This is a genomic window from Paenibacillus tyrphae (assembly GCF_027925525.1).
GTDB classification, from domain to species: domain Bacteria; phylum Bacillota; class Bacilli; order Paenibacillales; family NBRC-103111; genus Paenibacillus_G; species Paenibacillus_G tyrfis_B.
Genome location: NZ_BSDJ01000040.1, coordinates 49,091 through 64,637 on the forward strand (window position 1 = coordinate 49,091; position 15,547 = coordinate 64,637).

15 protein-coding genes and 1 riboswitch are annotated in these 15,547 nt (G+C 47.3%); of the genes, 13 read left to right on the forward strand and 2 right to left on the reverse strand.

Annotated features, from left to right (window positions below):
• The first annotated feature begins 46 nt into the window (after window positions 1-46).
• The 3 genes from QMG93_RS31215 (at window position 47) to QMG93_RS31225 (ending at window position 2,871) form a co-directional block, all read left to right on the forward strand.
• Window positions 47-487 (forward strand): hypothetical protein, encoded by a 441-nt coding sequence (locus tag QMG93_RS31215; RefSeq protein WP_063184896.1) that lies wholly within the window; start codon window positions 47-49, stop codon window positions 485-487.
• Window positions 488-741: 254 nt separating this feature from the next.
• Window positions 742-1,476, forward strand: coding sequence for a polysaccharide deacetylase family protein (locus QMG93_RS31220; RefSeq protein ID WP_281943527.1), 735 nt, complete (start codon window positions 742-744; stop codon window positions 1,474-1,476).
• Between the two features lie 15 nt (window positions 1,477-1,491).
• A complete protein-coding gene (locus QMG93_RS31225; RefSeq protein ID WP_281943529.1) occupies window positions 1,492-2,871 on the forward strand; it encodes an ABC transporter substrate-binding protein in 1,380 nt (459 codons plus the stop codon).
• Window positions 2,872-3,582: 711 nt separating this feature from the next.
• On the opposite strand, the gene QMG93_RS31230 is transcribed toward QMG93_RS31225, so the two are convergent.
• Entirely contained in the window at window positions 3,583-4,326 is a 744-nt protein-coding gene (locus QMG93_RS31230) for a hypothetical protein (RefSeq protein WP_281943531.1), read from the reverse strand.
• 308 nt (window positions 4,327-4,634) lie between these two features.
• Here QMG93_RS31230 and QMG93_RS31235 point away from each other — a divergent pair, with 308 nt between their 5' ends.
• From QMG93_RS31235 to QMG93_RS31275, 9 genes are all read left to right on the forward strand, one after another.
• On the forward strand, window positions 4,635-5,900 hold the full coding sequence (locus QMG93_RS31235; protein WP_281943533.1) for a helix-turn-helix domain-containing protein: 1,266 nt from the start codon (window positions 4,635-4,637) through the stop codon (window positions 5,898-5,900).
• 38 nt (window positions 5,901-5,938) lie between these two features.
• Window positions 5,939-6,064: a hypothetical protein gene (locus QMG93_RS31240; protein ID WP_281943535.1), complete on the forward strand. Its 126-nt coding sequence runs from the start codon at window positions 5,939-5,941 to the stop codon at window positions 6,062-6,064.
• Window positions 6,065-6,238: 174 nt separating this feature from the next.
• The gene (locus QMG93_RS31245; RefSeq protein ID WP_281943537.1) at window positions 6,239-6,451 is read left to right on the forward strand and encodes a Spo0E family sporulation regulatory protein-aspartic acid phosphatase; all 213 of its coding nucleotides are present in this window, start codon (window positions 6,239-6,241) and stop codon (window positions 6,449-6,451) included.
• A 644-nt stretch (window positions 6,452-7,095) separates the two neighbouring features.
• Entirely contained in the window at window positions 7,096-7,419 is a 324-nt protein-coding gene (locus QMG93_RS31250; RefSeq protein ID WP_281943539.1) for a hypothetical protein, read from the forward strand.
• A 158-nt stretch (window positions 7,420-7,577) separates the two neighbouring features.
• Window positions 7,578-8,027, forward strand: a complete 450-nt coding sequence (locus QMG93_RS31255; protein ID WP_281943541.1) for a hypothetical protein — start codon at window positions 7,578-7,580, stop codon at window positions 8,025-8,027.
• Window positions 8,028-8,676: 649 nt separating this feature from the next.
• A complete protein-coding gene (locus QMG93_RS31260) occupies window positions 8,677-9,264 on the forward strand; it encodes a hypothetical protein (protein ID WP_281943543.1) in 588 nt (195 codons plus the stop codon).
• A 78-nt stretch (window positions 9,265-9,342) separates the two neighbouring features.
• Window positions 9,343-10,212 carry a carbohydrate ABC transporter permease gene (locus QMG93_RS31265; protein ID WP_281943545.1) on the forward strand — a complete coding sequence of 290 codons (870 nt, stop codon included), beginning with the start codon at window positions 9,343-9,345 and terminating at the stop codon, window positions 10,210-10,212.
• A complete protein-coding gene (locus tag QMG93_RS31270; RefSeq protein WP_281943546.1) occupies window positions 10,209-11,099 on the forward strand; it encodes a carbohydrate ABC transporter permease in 891 nt (296 codons plus the stop codon). The genes QMG93_RS31265 and QMG93_RS31270 overlap by 4 nt, the downstream gene beginning before the upstream one ends.
• 14 nt (window positions 11,100-11,113) lie before the next feature.
• Window positions 11,114-12,259, forward strand: a complete 1,146-nt coding sequence (locus QMG93_RS31275) for an efflux RND transporter periplasmic adaptor subunit (protein WP_281943548.1) — start codon at window positions 11,114-11,116, stop codon at window positions 12,257-12,259.
• Between the two features lie 59 nt (window positions 12,260-12,318).
• On the opposite strand, the gene QMG93_RS31280 is transcribed toward QMG93_RS31275, so the two are convergent.
• Window positions 12,319-14,031, reverse strand: a complete 1,713-nt coding sequence (locus tag QMG93_RS31280; protein ID WP_216793647.1) for a methyl-accepting chemotaxis protein — start codon at window positions 14,029-14,031, stop codon at window positions 12,319-12,321.
• A 79-nt stretch (window positions 14,032-14,110) separates the two neighbouring features.
• A riboswitch (cyclic di-GMP riboswitch) is annotated at window positions 14,111-14,198 on the reverse strand.
• A gap of 284 nt (window positions 14,199-14,482) precedes the next feature.
• Here QMG93_RS31280 and QMG93_RS31285 point away from each other — a divergent pair.
• Window positions 14,483-15,514 carry a BMP family protein gene (locus tag QMG93_RS31285; RefSeq protein WP_281943551.1) on the forward strand — a complete coding sequence of 344 codons (1,032 nt, stop codon included), beginning with the start codon at window positions 14,483-14,485 and terminating at the stop codon, window positions 15,512-15,514.
• Window positions 15,515-15,547 lie beyond the last annotated feature (33 nt).

The following is a 15,547-nucleotide window of genomic DNA, read 5'->3' on the forward strand; positions in this document are numbered from 1 at the left end:
TGTTCGGACTCAAACTAATCTGAAACAAAGGAGAGATGATTGTTTAATGAAAAAGTCCTTGTTGATGTTATCGGCCTTCACACTTCTGATGTCCGCCGCTCCGATCAGCGCTTTCGCGAAAGAGACGGCAACTACTCCGCAAAACGTACAGACTGGCGATGCAGGCTTGTTCTCGTACAAGTATTATTTCGAGCTCGGAACGGGGCTGTTAACCAGATTTGGTAAATCGGGGGAATTTCGGCCTGTTAGTGATGAACTGACCTTGACGGTTTCTCAGTCCAGCTCGGGAGATACGAAAGTTATCTATATGCTATACGAAGTAGAGGGGATTAGGGAAACAAAGGTCGGCGACATCGTTGTCACAGGGAATAAAACGGACGAAGCGCTCGAGAAAAAATTTCATGTGAACCCGGACAAACAGCACATTATCGCTGTGGCGAACAAAAGCAACAATAGAACGAAAGTGCATGTGAAAGTTAGCCCGTAAGCCGGGGAAACTCAAGGAGCAGGAGGGATAACCTTGCTGCTCTTTTTTGTGTCCCGCCAGTGTCATCATCCTGGTTAGGGATTTTTTTGCGTTGAGAACCCGCTATTTTGCCGGATTTTGTCCATCGTTGTCCATCTCCGTTACATTTTGTTTACAAGTTGGAGAAGTTTTGGTAACAACGCTGACTTATAACTAGGTTCATGGAAACAAATTTCATAGAAAGGTAGAACGAGATGAAGAGGATAAGACGACTATTGCGTTTGCGGATTGGTATCGTTGTGCTCGCGGTGCTATCCAGCTATTTCATCGCCGATGCGATGCTTCCCCAGACGGAGGCAAAAGTTAGAGAAGTAAAGGGAGAGCAAGTCCAGAGTCAGGCGAACCTGAAGCCGCCGAAGAAGGAGAAACAGGTTGCATTGACCTTTGACGATGGGCCGGATGCGAAATATACCGTCAAAATTTTGGATATTTTGAAAAAACATAACGCGAAAGCGACTTTTTTTGTCGTCGGCTATCAGGCGGAGAAACACCCGGATGTGCTGTCCCGCATCGTCAAGGAAGGGCACATGCTGGGGAATCATACGTGGAGCCACAAGGATCTGACCAAGCTGAGCGGGCAGCAGATCAACAATGAAATCGTCAAGATGAACAAGGTGATCCAGAACGCAACGGGCGAGGCCCCTAAGTATGTCCGGACGCCTTACGGCGCGGTTTCCAAAAAAGTAACCGAAGCCATCGAACAAAACGGTCAGCACAATGTGCTGTGGAATGTCGATACACGCGATTGGGCCGGAGCGACGCCGGAGGACATGCTGAAAAACGTCAAAGCGAATCTGAAGCCCGGAGGCATCATTCTGATGCACAGCTTCGGCGGCAAAAAAGGCGATCTGAGCAATACGATTGAATTGCTGCCCAAGATGATCGAGGAATTGCAGGAAGAAGGCTATTCGTTTGTGACGATTGATGAATTAAAACCAAAAAGCTCTTAACAGGAGGAACAGAACATGAGAAAAGCATGGCTAAGCCTAAGCGGCTGCCTATTGATGATCGCGGCGACGGCTTGCAGCGCCGGTGGAGGCCCTGAAGGAGCGACGCAGCAGGAAGGCGGCCCGAACAAGAACGAGGCGCAAGCGGAAACGGCAAACAAGACCGCCGAGTCTGTCCAATCGCAAGGCGGCAAGAAGACGGTTGTGCTCTCGACGTTTTTTGAGGACGATTTTTTCAAAGACGCGAAGCGCAAATATGAGGCGAAGCACCCAAATATCGAGATCCAGCTTCAGTATGTCCCGACGGACGACAGTCGCGGCGAGGAGAATGTGGAAAACTTTATCAAAAAGACGAACACGCAGATGTTATCCGGGAAAGGGCCGGATCTGGTGGAGATGGACCTGCTGCCTATGGATAACTACGTGAATAAGAAAGTGCTTGCCAATTTGAGCGACATGATGGAGAAGGACCCTGAGTTCAAGAAGGATCAATATTTTCAGAACATTTTGGAAGGGATCAAGCTGAACGGCGGCGTCTACGGGATGCCGATCAATTTCTTCTTGTACGGTCTTGTCGGGGACGAAGAGGCGATCCGGAAAACGGGGGTGACCTTCGACGACGCCCGTTGGACCTGGAGCGAATTCAGCGAGACCGCCAAAGCGATGGCGAAAAAAGGAGATCAGCGTTATGGTTTTATGAGCTATCCCGCCGGACTGTTAAATGAAATGGTGAAAAATAACTATTCCTTATATGTCGATCAGGCCAACCGGAAAGCCAATTTCCAATCCGAGCCCTTTATCAACTTAATGAAGCAAGTGAAATCGTTGTTTGACGAGAAGGTCGTGACGCAAGAGGCGCGCCAAGCGTATTTCAGAATGACGCAGATCAACTCGCCCGCGGATTATATTTTGACGCCGAAGGAAAATTTCGATCAACCCAAGCTGTATTCCAAACCGAAGGGAGAAGGCCAAAAAGCCGGAGATTTTTTCCGGACTTACCGGACGATGGGCATAAACGAGAAATCCGCCGTCAAGAAGGAAGCCTGGGATTTTATCAAATTTCTGATGTCCGAGGAGATGCAGCCTTCACCGGAACGGGCTGGCTTTCCTCTGAACAAAGCCGTATTTCACAAGCAGGTGAAGCAATTGCTCCAAACCGGAACCGTCAAGGCTCACGAGCTCGGACCGCTGAAGGGCAAGACGTTCCAAGTCACCGAAGCGGATTTTCAGGGATTGGAGCGGCATCTGTCGGGGGCCGTTTATCAGGTGGCGTTCAAGCCTTCCAAGCTGGAAGCCATTATTATCAAAGAATCGGAAGCCTTCTTCAAGGGCCAAAAGTCCGCGGAGGACGTGGCAAAGCTGATTCAAAATCGGGCGACGACGTTCTTGAACGAATGAAGATGATCGGAAACATTTTGTTTATAAGTTGGAGAATTCAGGAGAGGTGTTTGTGTGGAGAAAACTTTCGGTCGGTCGAGTTTTTTAGCCGAGATCGACCCGGTAGATAGAATAAGTACCTTCGCAGGGAATGCGAAGGTTCTTTGTTTACGCTCATTCGTTGAAGCAAATAAAATAGAAAGTAATACAATATCCAATAAAGGTAAGTATAATACTCAGTAAAATTAACTTCGCATACGGAGTCTTGCGGATCTTATAGTATGCTATTCCCAACGCCAACATACTGACTAAAAAGAAGATAAGCATTACAGTCGTAAAAAATTTAGATCATTCCTTTCCGTATGTCAGCTAACCCTGTGGTAATAATATTTTGCATCCTTCGAAGCCGACCACCAAATGTACGAAGGGCGAAGAAGCCTATGTTAAATGTGGGGGCGCAAATCTCAAATGAGCTGCGGAAGGCGTCCGGGCAACCAACAACATAGATTTAAAGAACAAAGGTCACACCGCAATATAAGCGATAGTGACCTTTGTTTCTAGCGTTTTCTCTTAAAATTAATTACCAATGCCAAGGTAGCAAGCGGACCGATAATAAGAGAAATGAAAAACCAGAATAATCCATTCAGATTCTTACTTTGAGCAAGCCCTGTGTTTACAAGCGCAAGCGAAAGCCAATATATAAGATGGTATTCTATCTAAAGCACCTCCCAATTATTTCAAGGTATGGGTGCTATCATTATACCAAATTTGCTGCCAAATGCCTTTATTGATGTTGTTTAGAGCTGGAGTATTCCCTTCAAATTTGGCATATCCTGCATTCCCATCTCCTTTTAAATAGCCGATAAGAGCATATTCAACGAAGCCTCCAGCGGGAACCATTTTTGCCGTCCAATTCTGCCTTGCATATGCTTCGCTGCCGGAAGTCTCCTTTGATGCTGACCCAGACTCGCTGATAATAACCCCGGGGTTATAATTTCGGTGTGCTCCATTGGCATCGACAACTTTTGTGACACGCCCACCATTGGCGAGATCGAACCTGTACGTAAGTGTCAGGTAAAAAGTTGTAATGCTAACACCTAAAACAGTTGATTCCCATTGAGCATTCAACGTATTAGGTAGGTCAGAAACAAAAGTAGCTTTTGTTTCTACTGGTACCCCCTCAATCATCACAGTCTGATTTTTGAGTTCCAACGCTTTCCCAATTTCAGAGGATTGAAGAACTTTCAAAAACTTCTCTTGATCGTAGGAAGAAAGAGCTTTGAATTTTTCCAATACCTCAGTTGCGCCGGGATCAGTCTTTTGTTTCTCCGTCAAATACTCCACATACCCGGAAACCGTTAAGGAATTGCTTTGACTAGGGGCAGCAGAAGTAACGGTGGAAAACATGGCTAAAATAATGCACACAACGAGCGACCAAACAGTTACTTTTTTGCTTAAACCAATTGACAAAGACATTCAAACCGCTCCTTAAAAAATATTTTGAACAATGGTCGGCCGACTGACTTGTTCAAACATAAATTATCACAATGATATAAAATATGGGATAGGAGCAGACGTCTATTTTTGCTTCTGTAATTTCCTCAAAATGCACAAGTGATTACAGTGATTGCCAAATAACAGTTAAGTTTTGTAGAAGTTTATCGAATAGTTGTGTTTTGTGTAAGATTTACGGAGGTATTGTAAGAACCAATAAATTGTAAGACAGAACATACTTTGCTATAATTAACCAGTGTAAAATTATTGTTAAAGGGAAGGTATGTATTATGGTGGATATCAAGCATCAGAATAAAACCATCTCAGATATCATCTTCCAGATTAGAAAAGAGAACAACTTGACATATTCGGAACTTGAAGAACTGACGGGCGTAAGTAGAAGTGTGCTAAATAGAATAGAGCGTGGAGAAACGAAGCGGCTCGAATTTAAAAATTTGAAGTCTATAGCCACAGCTTTTCCTGCACAATATTCCGAGATTATGGAATGTTACCTACAAGAAGAAAACCGGATTAACACTTTGTTTGAAGTACTCGAAGAGGTGACTACCTGTGAAAAGAGCTTTTTGCTAGTTCCGAAAGTGGGGGCGCGGATATTGGAGTTGCATACGGTAGAGACGGAAGAATCGCTTCAACGATTGTTTGACTTTACCAGAACAGTAAACAATGATTCACTGAAAATATCGCTCTATTCATTAATTATTAAGTTTTCAAGAGAACGCGGAGTACCGCATTACGTAGCTAAAGGACTGTTGCAAAAATATTTGATTGAAAGGAACGATTTGAAACAACTGGAAGAATCGTTTCGGATGGGACAAGAAGTTCTTTATTATACCGACTTTTTATCACGCGAAGAGAAAATTATTTTTTATTTCAGAATGGCTTTGCATGCGAAAAATATAAATAAATATAATGAATGTATTGAACTTTGCGAACTTGGCCTTCCTTTAGAGACAGAAGATACGGAATTAAAGACAAGGGCATATCTGGCTATGATAAATTCATTTTCTCATCAAAAAAATTATGAGGCAGTCGAGAAACATTTGGACATATACGAAAAAATGAAGAATGAATTTGTTGTCGAGTCAGCAAAAATTACTAGAGCATTAACAAAAGCGAGAAAAAAGGAGTTTGATATAGCTATACCCCTGCTAAAAAAGTATTTAGACGAGGTTAGTATTGATCACAAGATCCATATTGCTGACGAGCTTTTGGACATTTATCTTCAATTAGGGGAACTTGGATCAATTGCTGTGATATTAGAGAAGGAAAATGAATTGTTACCGGAACAACCACAAACACCACAGAAGTTTATAGCTATTGGGAGATTCCACAAATATAAAGGTAATTATCGGTTAAGTGTAGGTTTAGTTGACGAGGGAATAGAAAGCTATGCGAAAAGTTTAAAAACGTTCGGTTGCGTCAACGCCCTAGAAGAAAAAGATGAATGCATGAAGGAATTATTATATTATCACATAAAATTATCGAAACCTTTGGAGTTAAGGAATATAATGAAGTTAGAGGAGGCATATAGATAAAATGGTAAAAAATAACATAAGAATTGGAGGCGGGAACTGTGAAGAAATTTGTACTGATGGCTGTATCTTTAGCTGTTTTTGGAGCTATGTTTATTGTATCACCGGATGTAAACGAGCACCCGAATCGAATTGTTTTATATACTGATATTGATACAGGGCATTAAGTATTCATACATAAATTAAACATTTATGAACAGGTCATTATAAACCTGTTCTTTTTTTGTTTGTTTCACAAACATTCGTTGCATCAAATGGAATAATAAGGTTTTTGTGAGATGTATGATACAGTTAATTTGTAAAAATAAAAAATTACAACTGTTGAAAAAGGAGAGTGTTATATGCCTTTGTCAGTATCCAGAAAGGAGGACTATGCCCAAGATGATATCAGCGACGAGGCATTGCAGAAAGGTATGGAAAGCATCCTAAACCAAATGAAAGAGGCGGTACACCAAGGCGAAAGCTTATCGAGTGAATATGTGGTCCAGTTGAGTCAACAATTAGATACATACGTTTTAATTGCTCAAATTCGAAAAATGCGATGTGTGAGCTAGAAAAAGTTTTTGTTTGAGGTGTACTTATGCAAGAGGATAGAAGAACTGGAATTGTTAGAGTGGTCGACAATGTAGGAAGAATCGTAATTCCTACGGAGCTTAGGTATATGTTGAATCTTAATCCCAATGTTCAGACGGAGTATTTTTGCGATGACGAGAGAGAAAGGCGATTATGGTTTATAGATATCATAGTAAAGAATGTTTGTTTTGTTTGGGTGAGAAACAAACCATTTACTTCAAAAAATTTTATATTTGTATGTCCTGTATTCAAAGCCTTCCGGTGCTTCAAGTTTTCTTGGCGCAAGTAGAACGTGAACGAGCAAGTGAGAGAAACAAGAAAGAAATTACTTCGAGAAGGAAAAAAGCATTGGATCGGCTACATCAAGCGATGAAGGAAAACCCTAGAGCCTCACAAAAAGAGTTAGCCAAGATCTTGGGATGTTCTCCAGCATGGGTCAGTAAGTTGATTAGGGGCCAATAGATGGATCGGGGGCTAAACATCAGAAACAAAAAGAGTCCGGGATAGTGGTCAGGGACTCTTTTTGTTCGTCCTGGAAAGTTATGGAAAATGTACGTTGAGATTTTCATCGGTCGGACGTATAGTGAGAACGCATATTCGCATTTGCTCCGAAGGGATGTACTCGATGAATCAAACGGCTATGTCACGTGAAGAGCTGCTTCGCGATTCCGTTCTGCTGCCGCATGCGCTGACCCTGATCGAAGAGGAGGCGCGGGCACTTTCCACTTCAAAAGACCCGATCCGCCGGCTATACATTGCGGCAGCGAAGGTGATAGACGTCCGGCTGACGAATGAGTTGGCCGCTGTACGGAAGGAGCTGCAGCAGCGGGGGATACTGGCAGAAAAGATAGATATTGACCGCGAGGAAGCGAGGGCGGTTATTAGTGAGCAGCTACGGTGGTACATAAGAGAAATTACAGAAGAGTTGCAGCGACATCACAGCAATTAAATGCATCCGACAAGTTTTTTTTGAAAATCGACTTATTTTGTACAGGATAATGCCGCTTTTCTGCCAGATAATCCAAATATAATACATAAACAGGAAAATATTGTATTATTGGAATTGTTCAGACATTCTGAACTAACTTATTTCAAGGAGGGTTTGGTATGAAAAAAGCGGTTGTCGCAGTTGCGGTTTTGGCAATGGTGGTTTCAGCAACCCCAGCATTTGCTGCGAATGCAACAGGTACTAACGTAAAGAACACATCTCAACAAGAACTCGCAGGGAGGCATTCTTACAGTTTAGACTCCCGTGAAACGTGGAGGTCTCCCACTGTTAGTACACCAACTGGTTATTCTAGAATCAACCTGGATATCGATCAATACAGCAAAAAGTTCACTGATTTCTATTATAGAGTCTATGAAGTAGTTGATGGAAAAACGACAAGGTTGGATGATTTCCACGTTACCGGAGACTCTGGCACTTCTGATTACTGGAAGGCCAAGGATGGAGCAGAATATTATATTAAAGTTACTAACTACAGCAGAGAAAGTTTTGATGAATCATCCCCGGGTATATCTGGCAGTGGAAGTGTTAATATTTATTTTACCAAATAATTCGCAGGAATAGGAGATTTGTTGGAATTTGAGAAAGGACAAACAGAGTCCCGGCTAGTAATCAGACTGGTCAGGGACTATTTTTTAGGTGATCGCGGCTACAACGTAATGCACGACCATCACGGCAGCTTTAGTTTATTTGCCATTGGTTTCCCTCCTCATTCAACATATAATATCCTAATCTCCAACAGAAATATCCAGATAAAAGCACGTGAGAATAAATAGTGCCCTAAAATACGTGTCAAGAGGCTGGTACCTAGAGCACTCCACTTCATCCCGAGCGGATCACGCTGCGCCAAGCTTGAGAACGAGAGTGCGTTAGCAGATGGCAGATGTACGGTCCAAGGTGAGATCGTCTTTATAAAAAAGTCCCCGCCAGTACAATACTGGTCAGGGACTTTTTGCATTATTCAGCTCTAATTCCAGAGTATCACTTCCCACAAGTTACCCACAAAAATGGTGCCAAACTATGGTCAAACCTGTCATGCATTGTCCATAACGAAAACCTAGGAACCCGCTATTTTGCTGGATTTTGTACCACGTTGTCCATCTCCGTTACATTTTGTTTACAACTCGGAGAAGTTTTCGTTACATCCTCCATTTATAACTAAGAATAGACATGGACAACAACAAAGGAGTGAGAGACAAGATGAAAAAAACAGGAGTCCTACTGCTCAGCTTCACCTTAATCGCGATGTTGGCCGCTTGCAGCAGCGGTGCCGTTAAGCAAGGTAACGGTAACAAAGGAGGCGGCTCTGCAAATCAGACGAAGACCGGGCAGCAGGACGGTTCATCGACGGAGGGCAAGACATCGAGCGAGAGCAAGACGCTGTCGGAGGATAAAACTTCCACCGCCGATAAAACGGCCGTCGGAGATAAAGAGACGAATGATGAGAAATCGACAGCAGGAGGCACGGCAGCTGCTGGCGCATCGCCCGGAGGTGGAGCGTCGTCCGGGGTTGGAGCGTCTCCGGATGCGAAAGCGCCGACGGAAAGCAAAGGAACAGCGGGGAGCAGGGCTTCCGCAGACAGCAAGTCTTCTCCGAGAGCAGCGGAGTCACAAGGTACTGTGGTTTCTCCGGGAGCGGCGGCGCCATCATCAGGCGGAAAGGCGGCGTCGGAACGCAAGCCATCGTCCAAATCCGGGCCGGTGAGGGGGAGCGAAGCTCCGGCGGAAGTGACGCCATCCGGAACGGATCGAGTGCCGGCAGGCTCCGCGCCTGCGACGTCGTCGTAAACAGGGGAAACTTGAACGAATAAAGGGCATGGACGCGGGGGCGCCGTTGGCTTTCCCGCGTTTTGCATGGAGGCCGGCATGAAATTTCCCGCATTCCTCAAGAAAGACATGGTACTGGCTCTGCTGTTCCTTGCGCCGAGCGTTGGCGGGTTTGCGCTTTTTTATGCGATCCCTTTTGTAATGGGGCTCGTTTATTCCTTTATGGACGGCACGATGGACGGAAATTTCGTAGGCCTCGCCAATTATCGGGAGCTGCTGGCCAGCGGTTCGTTTCGGAAGGCCGCGTGGAACACCGCTCTCTTTACATCCGTCAGCGTACCGCTGATGGTCGCTATTTCTTTAGGGCTGGCGCTGCTTTTGAACGGAAATGTGTTTTTCCGCCAATGGCTGCGAACCGCCTATATTTTACCGCTTGTCGTGCCGGTCGCCTCAATCGTGCTGATCTGGCAAATCGGCTTCGACTGGAACGGCGCGGTCAACGGGTGGCTGGACCGCTTCGGGATTCAGCGGATCGACTGGATGAAATCGGAATGGGCCATCGTCGTCATCACGGCGATTTATATATGGAAGAACATCGGGTACAACATGATTTTGTTTTTGGCGGGGGTTCAAGCGATTCCCGAGAGCTATTACGAAATCGCCCGTCTTGAAGGGGCGGGGCCGTTCACGAAGCTGCGGATTACCCTTGTCTATTTAATTCCGACGATGTTTTTCGTCGTTCTGATGTCGATTATGAATTCGTTCAAAGTGTTCAGGGAAGCGTACTTGCTGGCCGGCGGCTATCCGCACGACAGTATTTATATGCTTCAGCATTACATGAACAATATGTTTCTTTCGCTCGATATTCAGAAGCTGACGGCCGCTGCAAGCCTTATGGTCGGCTGTATTATGATCATCGCGCTTGGATTATTCAGGATGGAACGCGGTTTCCGGAGGTTTATGGAATGAAGCTGGGGGAGAAGAAAGCGGCGCTGCTGCAAAAATGGCTGATGACCTTCGTACTGCTCGTCCTTGCTCTGGTTATGCTGTTCCCTATCGGGATTACCTTTACGAATTCGCTCATGACGGAGCGTGAGATCGGGATTAACTACGATCTGGTCGGAAAGATGCTGAGCGCGGATTCCGGGAGACAACACGAATTTGTCAATTTAAAGCTCATACCCGACTGGGTATCGCTAGAGCAATTTAACAAAGTGCTCATCCAGTCTCCGAAGTTTTTGTTCCTGTTCTGGAACTCTGTACTCATGGTCGTGCCGATCGTATTCGGTCAAACGGCCGTGGCTGCCTTGGCGGCCTATGCTTTCGCCATGCTTCGGTTTCCCGGCAGGGACTCGCTGTTTCTTATTTATATTATGGCGATGCTAATGCCATTTCAGGTGACGCTGGTACCTAACTATATTATGGCCGATAAGCTCGGCATCCTGAACAGCGTCGGCGCGATTATTTTGCCGGGTGTGTTCGCGACCTACGGCGTATTCCTGCTGCGGCAGTTCATGCTGCACATTCCCGCTCCGCTAATCGAAGCCGCCCGGCTGGACGGGGCGGGAGCCGGAACGATTTTTCTTACGATCGTTCTGCCGCTGGTGAAGCCGGGATTGGCGGCGCTGACGGTTTTGTTGTTCGTAGATTACTGGAACATGGTCGAGCAGCCGCTTATTTTTTTGGAGGACCCGCTCCGGCATCCGCTATCCGTCTATTTGGCGAACATTCAGGAGGGGGCGCGGGGCGTAGGCTTTGCCGCTTCTTTGCTCTACATGAGCCCGGTTGTTCTGCTGTTTCTGTATGCGGAGTCTTATTTTATCAGAGGAATCCAGTCATCCGGTATTAAAGGATAGGAGAGATGCATACGGTGGAGCCGCAAGGGATAGAGCTGGCGGAGGCTCGAAAAAAACGAAAAGTGGTGGTAATTTCGGGGGTATTCTTCGGTCTGCTGCTTGTGCTCACGTTATTCAGCAATACGCTGCAGGCGATCACGCTGCCCAAGGTTCGGACGGAAACGCCGGTTAAGGGAAAGCTGGTTCACAGCATCGAAGCGAACGGTATGCTTAAGCCGGTGGAGGAAGCTGAACTAAAGAACGAGACCGGCTGGAAGGTGAAGGCCGTTCATGTGAAAGTGGGGGATGCCGTCGTCAAGGACCAACCGCTGATTACGTATGACAGCAAACCGGCGGATCGGCAAATTGCGGATGAGCAAACCGCCTTGAAGCAGCAAAAGCTGCAGTTGGAAGGGCTGTTCGAAAGCTTCGTCGAAGCGAATCGGAACGGAGACTCCACGGCGATTAGCAAGGCTAAGCGGGACATCGAATCGCGGCAGCTCGACATCGACGTCCGCGAACGCAAAATTCAAGCATTGCAAGAAGACTTGGCAGGCCAGCGCCAGATTGTAGCTCCGTTTGACGGAATCGTTACGAGCGTCCGCGCGACCGAAGGGCTTCCTTCTCTGCCGGGACAGTCGGTCGTCCGCGTGTCCCATGCGAGCCGGGGCTACGGAATGTCCATGCTTGTAGCGGCCGACCTCGCAGCGCTTCTATCTGTCGGGGAAAAGATCGAGGTGGAGGTAAAAGACCAAACGGTTAAAGTGATGGAAGGCCGGATTGACGAAATCGCCGATACGCAAATGGAGCTGGCAAGCGGCACAGGGGAGAAGCCGGACGCCCCTCCGGTATCGAAAACGATACGCATTACCGTTCAGGGTGAGGGCTTGAAAGGCGGGGAGCGGGCGGTCGTCCGGCTGCAAAAATCGGTGTCGGCGGACGAGCAGCTTTTGATTTCGAACGAGGCCGTCCACAAGGATCAAGAGGGGAAATTCGTTTATGTGATCGAAGAGCGGAAAGGCCCGCTTGGCAACGGCTTTTATGTGCGCAAGAGCTATATTCGGGTCGCCGATGCGAACGCGAATCAGACCGCCGTTCGGGAAGGCATTTTTCCAATCGATCAAGTCATTGTCGAAAGCGGCGAGCCTTTGCAGGCGGGGAACCGGGTACGGCTGCAATAACGGGAAAGGCCCTTCCGCTATGCGAAGCGAAAGGGCCTTCTTGTGACTGAGGCAGAGGGCTAGCTTTTAAACCGCAGCGTAATGTCATGCATTTCTTGAGCCATCTTCGTCAGCGCGTTGACGGCATCCGAAATTTCCTCCATCGTGGCGAGCTGCTCTTCCGAAGCGGCGGCTACGCTCTCCGTCCTCGAGAAGGCGGCTTCCGAGATGCTCTTCATCTGATGAAGGGAAGCCGTGATCTGCTCGGTACCGGCAGACATTTCCTCTGAAGCGGCGGATACCTCTTGCATTTGATTGGCCACCTCTTGAACCGCAACCAAGATGTTGCGGAAGGCTTCTCCGGCTTCCTTCATAACGACCGTGCCGTTCTCGACTTCCCGGTTTCCTTTGTCCATTGCCACGACAGCCGTCTTGGTCTCGCTCTGAATCTGCTTAATGATCCCGGAAATTTGCTCGGCCGATTGGCGCGATTGCTCGGCCAGCTTCCGCACCTCGTCCGCCACGACGGCGAAGCCCCGCCCGTGCTCCCCGGCTCTTGCCGCTTCGATAGCGGCATTGAGAGCGAGCAGATTCGTTTGTGCGGAAATATCCGTAATGACGTCGACGATCTGTCCGATCTCTTGGGAGCGGATTCCCAATTGATTGACCATCTGAGCGGATTCACTGACCGAGGTGCGGATCAAATCCATTTGGGACACGGCATTTTGGATCGATTTGTTGCCTTCTGCGGCTTCTTTGGAAGCTTCTGCGGACATCGCGGAAACGCTGCTGGAAAATTCGGCGATCCGGTTAATGCCTGTAGCCATTTCCTCCATAGCCCGAACGCTTTCCGTCGTGCTTTGATATTGCTGGTCGGCGCCGCCGGCAATTTCTTGAATCGCCTGCACCACTTGGTTGGTCGATTGAGTGGATTGTTCGGAGCTGGCGAGCAATTGCTCCGAGCTGGCGGATAAATTTTGCGCTTCCATGCTGATCTTCACGATAAGCGTTCTTAAACCGGCGATCATCCCGTTAAAATCGTTGGTGAGCAGGCCGATTTCGTCTCGGGACCGATAGGTACCGCTAACCGTTAAATCCCCGTCTTGCGCTTGAGCCATCAATTGTTGAATATGGCGGATCGGGCGCGTGATCATGCTTGCTATGCCATAGCCGATCAACGAGCACAGCAGCACGGCCAATAAAGTAACGACCACGATAACCGTCGTAGCGAATTTGGAGCTTTGAATGCTTTTCTCGTAGAACACTTTGGCGTCTTCTTCGTTGTATTTGACGACATTTTCCAGATTCTTGATCATCTCGGCGCGGATCGGTTTGAAGGAGGTGACGTATTCTTTATACGCCTCTTCTTTATTGTTCGCGACCGCGAGCGCGTCGACTTTTTTCTTTGCTTCGTTATTTTTCGGAATCAAATTGATAAAGGCTTGGTACTGCTCCTGTGCCCGCTCCGATAACGGAAGCTGCTCCAGCTGCTTGCGCACTGCTTGGTTTTTGTCCCGCGTTTGGGTAATTTGCTGCTGGATTTGCTTGATGAACGCTTCGTCCTTGGTGAGCAGCATTTCCAGCTGCAGGGAATCCATCTGCGAGTTGCCGAACAGCAAAGCTTCGACAAGGGTGTTGGGAACCAGCTTCTCCTCGTACATGGCGCGCGCGTTGTTCCCCATCGTCTTCATGACCACGTAACCGGTAATGCCGATGACCAGCAGAAATACGATCGCGAGGCTGAGCAGCCCCAAGATTTTGGTGCGGATTTTTACATTTTGTAGAAACTGCATCTCACAAGCATCCTCCATTGCGTTAAAGTGCAATAAAAAAACCATCCCGAAAAAAAGGATGGACGGATCCCAACCAAATTTCGGCGGCCCGGCTGCCGTAGATTGAATCTCTCCTTAGGCCCGTGGCTTTGCGTCCTTTTCTTTCGAAAAGTTTGCCATTGTCGTATTTTGTCGCATTATGGATGTATAGCTTTCCGCCAAAGTATAATATAGCCCTACGGAAAAGACAAGACTTTTTAACTAAATCCAAATACTTATATTCGGACGGGGCAGGAATCCACAGATAGGTTTAATGTCACGTTGAAATGGCAATGTATTCCTGTTTTGGACCGGTTTCATAGACTTTCGACATATAAAAAATATTTTTCGTCATCGTTTGACAAAAATCAAAGTCTGGTTTATTCTCGGTTGTGTCCGGACAAAACTAATTTTTGGAATGAGGGAAAGCATCTTGAGAAAACTTCTTTCAAAGCTGGCTTTGTCGAGTTTGGCCATCATGATCCTGATATTCTCATCCGGCTTCTCAAGTGCGGAGGCCAGCAACGAGCACGCGAAGAAACAGAAAAAGCTTAAAGTTGCTTTGCTGCTGCCCGGTCCTGCCAATGACGGCGGCTTTATGGAATCCGCTTACCGCGGACTGATGAAAGCGAAGGAAGACTTCCGCCTGAAAGCGACCTATGTGGACAATGTCCCGCACGATACGGCGAAAATTGCCGATGAGCTGCGCAAGCTGGCCAAGAAGAAGCCCGATATGATCATCGCTCATGCCGGGCAAAGCTCGGAAGCCGTAAAGTTGGTCTCCAAGGAATTCCCGAAAATTAAATTTGTAAATACGCAAACGAACTTGACCGGCGATAATTTGTCCAGCTACCAAGTGAAGCAGGAAGAATCCGCATGGCTTGCCGGCGCTGCCGCAGGGCTGCTGACCAAATCCAATGTCGTTTCGCATATTTCCGGCGCGCGGGTAACTCCCGGATTTCATGGGCGTGCCGCATTTGCCGGAGGCTTAAAATACACGAATCCGAATGCAATGTTCCTGACCACCTTCACCGGCAATCAGGACGATGCCGCTTTGGCTAAAAAAGTCGCGCAGGCACAAATCGCTGCCGGCTCGGATATGATCTTCACTATGTTGAACGTCGCCCGTTCGGGCGTGACGGAAGCCGCGCGCGAGAATGGCGTGTTCCAATTCGGCAACGTGCGCGATTACTATGCGGATGCGCCCGACGTCTTCATCGGCTCCGCGATTTCCGATGCCAGCTTCACGGTATACGGCGCAATCAAGGATCTGGCCGAAGGCAAATGGAAGCCGAACACCGTCGTGAAGATCGGACTCGAAAATCCGGATGCGGTTCGTCTGGCGCTTGCTCCAACCGTTCCACAGGAAGTGAAGGACAAGATTGCCGAATTTACGGAGAAAATCAAATCCGGTGAAATTGTAGTTCCTTCGCAATATACGGGGCCTGAATTTGAAGTAAAATAACGTCTCACATGGAAACAAGCACTGCGGTAGTTG